This window comes from Micromonospora sp. NPDC050495 (assembly GCF_040655175.1).
Classification (GTDB): domain Bacteria; phylum Actinomycetota; class Actinomycetes; order Mycobacteriales; family Micromonosporaceae; genus Micromonospora.
Map to the genome: position 1 here is coordinate 1 of NZ_JBFAJK010000105.1, position 5,629 is coordinate 5,629.

Annotated in this window: 5 protein-coding genes and 2 pseudogenes; 4 read left to right on the top strand and 3 right to left on the bottom strand. The window is 70.2% G+C overall.

Annotated features, from left to right (window positions below):
• Positions 1–89: 89 nt before the first annotated feature.
• Positions 90–407, bottom strand: coding sequence for a hypothetical protein (locus AB0I11_RS34130; RefSeq protein ID WP_357330041.1), 318 nt, complete (start codon positions 405–407; stop codon positions 90–92).
• Positions 408–834: 427 nt separating this feature from the next.
• The gene (locus AB0I11_RS34135; RefSeq protein ID WP_357330043.1) at positions 835–2,079 is read right to left on the bottom strand and encodes a lipase family protein; all 1,245 of its coding nucleotides are present in this window, start codon (positions 2,077–2,079) and stop codon (positions 835–837) included.
• A 639-nt stretch (positions 2,080–2,718) separates the two neighbouring features.
• Between AB0I11_RS34135 and AB0I11_RS34140 the strand changes: the two genes are divergently transcribed.
• Positions 2,719–2,901 (top strand): alpha/beta fold hydrolase, encoded by a 183-nt coding sequence (locus AB0I11_RS34140; protein ID WP_357330049.1) that lies wholly within the window; start codon positions 2,719–2,721, stop codon positions 2,899–2,901.
• Between the two features lie 251 nt (positions 2,902–3,152).
• On the opposite strand, the pseudogene AB0I11_RS34145 reads toward AB0I11_RS34140, so the two are convergent.
• Positions 3,153–3,326, bottom strand: a pseudogene (locus tag AB0I11_RS34145) (IS701 family transposase); the annotation flags it as partial.
• A gap of 983 nt (positions 3,327–4,309) precedes the next feature.
• Between AB0I11_RS34145 and AB0I11_RS34150 the strand changes: the two are divergent.
• The 3 genes and pseudogenes from AB0I11_RS34150 to AB0I11_RS34160 form a co-directional block, all read left to right on the top strand.
• On the top strand, positions 4,310–4,960 hold the full coding sequence (locus AB0I11_RS34150; protein WP_357330045.1) for a hypothetical protein: 651 nt from the start codon (positions 4,310–4,312) through the stop codon (positions 4,958–4,960).
• Entirely contained in the window at positions 4,953–5,198 is a 246-nt protein-coding gene (locus tag AB0I11_RS34155) for a hypothetical protein (protein WP_357330047.1), read from the top strand. The genes AB0I11_RS34150 and AB0I11_RS34155 overlap by 8 nt, the downstream gene beginning before the upstream one ends.
• Before the next feature lie 147 nt (positions 5,199–5,345).
• Positions 5,346–5,521: pseudogene (locus AB0I11_RS34160) on the top strand (IS982 family transposase); the annotation flags it as partial.
• Positions 5,522–5,629: the final 108 nt, after the last annotated feature.

The window sequence follows — 5,629 nt, forward strand, 5'->3', positions numbered from 1 at the left end:
GAGAAGGGTGTTGATGTCTGTCGTCACAAACGGATCATCAACACCCTTCGCTGCGTCCGCAGCCCCGCCTTGAGTTAGGACTTACTCGTCTAGGCCCGCAGCTGCGGCAGGACGGCCTGGCTCACCCAGAGCGCGCCGAAGAAGTTGAGGTCCAGTTGACCCCGGCGCACCACACACGGGAGAAATCCAGCCGGCGGCCCGGCTGACCGCGGCGCGCCGGGCGGCCGGGATGTCGTGGTGTCCAGTCGCCGCTCTGCGAGCGCGGCGGCGACCGCGCCCGGCCGGGGGTCCGCCTGGCAGGCGGCGACGGCCTGCGCGGCGGCGGAGGCGACCTGCGCCTGCGCGGCGGCGGAGGCGACCTGCGCCTGCGCCCCGACCAGGCGACCGACGACGTCGACCGGGGTCACCCCGGCCGGCCGGTGCAGCAGCTGCCGGCCCGATCCGCCAGACCAGCACCTGGTCCACGATGAGCTTCGCGACGGCCATGGTTGGTCAACGTACCGCAGCGACGTAACGCCGGAGAGTTCCGTAGCGCTGTTTGAGCGTCACTGGGGAGTGGTCCGTTGTCCATTGTCGAACTCGCGCGGCTCCGCGCCACCGCCACGTGGAACCGGAGCGGGAGTGCGATGACCAGCGGTACCGAACCCTCGGCGTCCCGATGCGACTGAGGCTGTTAGCCACGCCGAGCGGCATGCACCGTGGCACGGGCCACCGGTTCGTCGAATCGCGGCCGAGCCCTGCGCAACAGCGCCACCCACTCGGCGACTCATCCGCGACCTGGACGAGTGTCCAGGTCGCGGATGAGTCAAGCAGCCTCGGGCGGCGCCCCGCAGCCTAGGAGCAGGTGCTAGCGGCCGGCTTTCCGGCGAAGCGGTCGGCGGTCCAGGCGAGGATGTCGGGCATCGCGCCATCATCGATGCCGGTCACGCCCGGGTAGGTGTCGTGGCCAAGCCCGGGATAGGTCCGATAGTCCACCTGACTGCCGAGTTGGCACAGCGTGGCGGCGACGTGGTCGGTGATCGGTCTGGGAATCGCGTAATCGGCGTCACCCTGCAGCAGCAGCACCGGGCCGCCCACCGGGCGCCGGCCGGTGGTGTTCTCGTCCAGGTACCTGGCGAAGTGCGGCTCGGAGAGGTAGTTCGGGCGGACCAGATCGGTGCCAGACAGGTCGCTGTAGACCGACATGACCACCCCCAGGCAGCCGGTGCGGGTGACATTCCGCCGGCCCAGTGCCTCCGGGGAGAGCACCCGGCCCAGATCGACCTGCGGGTCGGTGACTTCGGCACCCTCGGCGATGAGCGGCACGAAGCCACCCATTCCCGGTGTTGCCACCACGGAGGCGACAGCGGTTGGCAGGTCGGCGGCTGGTGAAGTGACTACTGCTCCCAGGTAGCCGGGCTCAGGTGTGTCGGCCTGGCGTTCGGCCACTCCCAGCGTGGCCCCGCCGCCCTGGGAGTGGCCCCACAGCACCCACTGGTTGGACAGGTCCGGGCGGGCCTGACGCGCCGCGCGTACCGCGTTGATCACATCGTTGGCCTCGGCGGTCTTGTTGAGGAACTCGTCCTGACCAGTGGTGCCCAGTCCTGCGTAGTCGGGCGCGACGACTGCCCAGCCACGTTCCACGAACTGCATCATCTGGTCGCCGTGATACAGGTCGCGCATCAGCGACGGGGCGCAGTTGACACCGATGCCGCTGGTGCCGTGGGCGTTGACCACCACCGGCCAGCCACCGGCCGGTGCGGTGCCGGCGGGCACCAACACGACTCCCGAAGCCGCAACGTCCTGCCCGGCGGAGGTGCGCGAGTGGTAGAGGATCCTGGTCGCCGTAACGGGCGCGCCGGCCACCCGGTATTCGCTGGTGTCCTGTTGACGGATCAGCGTGCCGGCCGGTGCTGGCTGCAGGGGGTCGGGCGAATCGTAGAAGTCAGTGCGCGGCAGGGCATTCTGCTGTTGCTGATCCCACTGCCACTGGCACTGCTGGTCGCAGTGGACCGAGTCGGCCAACGCGGGTGTGGCCGGCGCTGCGGCCATCGCACCCACGGTAAGCAGGGCCGCCGCGAGGCGGCTCATGAATTGCATGTGCCTACTCCTTGCATGATGGATCGGCCACCGAAGCGGCCACGAGCACGGCGCTCGGATGCCGACTAGACGGGGCAGGATCTCGCCGCGTTACCGATCTCGGGCATGACCCACGTCACGTGCGGGCTCGGGTCGGATGAGCGCGGCCACTTCGGGGTCCCGGCCGTCGACGGCAGGGCGTAGTGCCAGGTCGTGACGCTGGCGGGTCCGCGAGGCCGAGGACACCAATGCGACCGGGGCAGAACATCCCGCTACAGATGCCACGACAACGCCACCGCCGAACTCTGCATAGGCCAACAGAGGAGTCAGCCGCGCCGTGCCGGTGCTGCAGGTCAGTGATGGTCTGCCCGCCGGCCAGCGCCGGTGATGGCAGGTGAAGAGCGGGCCGCCGCGGATGCCTCTACCTGATCGGCGTCGGCGGTGACGTCGTCGCGCCGGCCGACGACCGAGGGGTGCACGGGGTGTCGTTGGCGTCGAGGCGGTAGGAAAGAATGGGTGGTGCAGCGTTTCGCGTCCTAGACGGTACCGAGCTTGCCTACCACCGGCAGGGTGATGGAGCCACCCTCGCCTGCGGGCCGGGTCGGGCCTCGGCCTATCTCGGTGACCTGGGCGGCCCTGTCGGCGTACCGTCAGCTGGTCATGCTCGACAACCGGGGCACGGGCTGCTCGGCGGAGTCTCAGGATCCGAGTAGCTATCGGTGCGAGCGACTGGTCGAGGACGTCGAGACGCTGCGGGTACACCTCGGGCTGGAGCGGCTGGACCTGCTGGCCCACTCCTCGGGTGGCAACATCGACGCCGGTTTCGGTGACCAGCACAGGTAGTAGGCGAGTTCGCCGGTGGTGCGGTTGCGGCGGACAAGGAGCCACCGGTGTTCGCCGGTGGTGGTGGCGGTGGTGATCCGGGCCCACAGGTAGTCGCGTGGTTCGCGCCGGGTCCGCAGCTGTGCACCCTGCCACTCGGCGTTGGGTATCCGGTCGGCGAGGTCATCGACGCGCGCGAGGGTGCGGCCGTCGTTGACGGCCACGCGTCGGTCGCAGCCGACCGCCAGGACGTAGCCCAAGCCGCGGTGTTCGAGGTGGGTCCGAGGGCCCGGGTCGGCGCCGTCGACCTCGTCGCCGGTCACCCACTCGACAGGGACGCCGGCATCAAGGGCGGCGGCGATCACCTGGCGGGCCAGGGTCGGCTTCGTGGCGAAGGCGACCTTGTCCGGGACGCCAGTGCCCGCCGACGGTCGGGGCACTGGCACCAGGTGGCCTCCGGCAGGCAGACCCGCGGTCGATCAACACTCGCCCCGCAGGTGAGACGTAGGCTTACGCGGCCTCGTACACGCTGGAAGCCCTGGCCTGCAACAGAAAGACGCAGAGCGGTTTCATGTGTCACCTTGTCGATGGCGCCTTCGCGACGGTTGCAGCCCGGCCCGTCCGTGATGGGCGCGTTACCGGTGGTAGGAGTCTGCAACCGGCGGCGTGAGTTGATGTGCAGGTACCCAACCAACATGCTGTTCATGAATTCGGCCCAAGTGGTGGGTACCCGCTCAGGGCCCCTTGTTCATGGGGGCGGTGGATGCGCCGGCAGCGCTCCGGCGTCTGGCCGTGGCCGCGCCCTCGCCCTCGCCCTCATCGCGCAGGTACCGGCCATCCTGCGCCTCGACGCCGCCACCCGCACCTGAGGCAACCCCGGCGCCGCGCTGCTGGTCGCGTTGGCCGCCGTGTGGCCGCCCTGGTCCCTGCTTCTCCCCCGGAAGGCCGCCCATGAAGGTCCCTTCGCAAAACGAGAGCAGAAAAACAACCCGGAGTGGTCACGCAGCGCTCGCCCTCTTCGTCCATACAGGACAACAGCCGGCCGGCCCTGCCGGTGGGCCTGCCCGTGCAGGCGCACGCCGATGGCGCCGGCTCGCCCGCCGGCCGACGAACCCGCCACCGTTCAGCTTCGCCGACCTGTTCGCCTGAGGAGGAGTGCGTGATCCAGCCCGAACTGCTCACCCGCGGCCAGGTCGCCGAGATCACCGGCGGGCACCGCAACACCATCCCCACTTGGCGCGCACCCGCCGCATCCGGGCCAACCCGGCGCAGCGTGGCGCGGCCTACCCGGCCACCCCTCACCGGGCACATCCACACCCGCGACCAAGCCGACACCCGCGCCATGGCGGCCGAGGAGACGCCGCGCCGGCGTCGATGCGCTCCGCGTGGCCTGCTTCGTCCGCAACCCACTCAACCACCGAGGACGCCTGTGACTCCGCACCACCTCCACGCCCTTGCCGCCGCCTGGTCCCTCCACAACGCCCGCCAGCACCTCGCCCAGCTCGCCCGCGACGAGCAGCGCGACATCGACGCCGCCCGGCTGAAGCCCGCCGACGGGCTCCGCTCCCCCGTCTACGGCACCCGGCACCCCTCGGGCGGGCACAGCGATCCCCTGGCCACGCTCCTGCTCGGCGCCGAACGGCCAGACCGAGTCAACCGGTGGGCCGTCCTCCTCGACCGCGCCGACCGGGTCACCACGGGCGTCGCCACCATGCTCCGCCTCACCGGCGACGACCCTCTCAGCCAGATCATCGCCGCCAGCCCGCGCATCCTCCCCGGCACCGCCGCTGAAGTAGCGCAGCACCTTCAGGACGAGGACGGCTGGCTCCGCCCCGCCATCGGCATGTGGCCCCAGCGGGAGCCAATGCCCGGCGTCCCCTGCCCCGCCTGCCAGCGCCGCACCCTCCACGTCCAGACCGCCGGCCCCGAGAGTGCCTGGACCGTCGTCTGCGCCGCCGACTGCCGCTGCACAGGCGAGGGCTGCCGGTGCGGAATGCCCGGGGCGGTGGAGGCTACCGTCCACATCTGGCCGCGTGAGACGGTGCTCGGTGCGGGCAGTAACGGGGGATGTCATGACTGACGTGATCTTCGGTGCGATTACCGCCCCGCTCGACGTCCGGCTCTCGGCCAACGAGCAGCAGGTGATGCAGAGCATCGCCGAGTGGCGCTTGATCGACATCAACGACGTGGTGTACGCCCGTGGCATCACCCTCGACGCCCTCTGCCGACGGCTGCGCGACCTGCCCCGGCCGGTCGTCTTCGCCAGCGTCGCCCGACTCGAAGACCTTGGCTACCTCCCGATGGGGGCGATCCGGTGACTGACCTCGCCGACGTGCCGCGGCCGCGCAACCGCCAAGCCACCAGCGACCAGCGAGAAACCGAGATGAGTGTCCCCTGACCAGCCCTGCCGCTCTGCCCTCTGCCAGCCGTACGTGTCTTCAAGTCTGCTTCCGGCCGGACCGAACGAGTCGGTCAACGACACCTTGAAAGGCCAACTCGACCTGGAACGCCACGGCGGGCGCACCCCAACCGGGTGTACGCCCGCGTCACGCAACGCCTACTCGCCCTGGCCGCCGCAATCTGGCACAGCTGGACCATCAACGCAGCGGTCAAGCGGTCCTTGATCGCCTACGACCACTGATCAATTCGGAATCACTCGTCTAGTCCCCCTCGCCCTGGTGGGCGGCCCGTTCCGGGCTGAAAATGGGGGTCCGGTCGCTCGTCGACGTCGTTGCTCCTTGGTCCCTGA

Excerpts from the sequence above, each read along its gene's own strand:
- AB0I11_RS34135 (WP_357330043.1), bottom strand. The coding sequence starts at position 2,079 with ATGCAATTCATGAGCCGCCTCGCGGCGGCCCTGCTTACCGTGGGTGCG.
- AB0I11_RS34140 (WP_357330049.1), top strand. The coding sequence starts at position 2,719 with ATGCTCGACAACCGGGGCACGGGCTGCTCGGCGGAGTCTCAGGATCCG.
- AB0I11_RS34155 (WP_357330047.1), top strand. The coding sequence starts at position 4,953 with ATGACTGACGTGATCTTCGGTGCGATTACCGCCCCGCTCGACGTCCGG.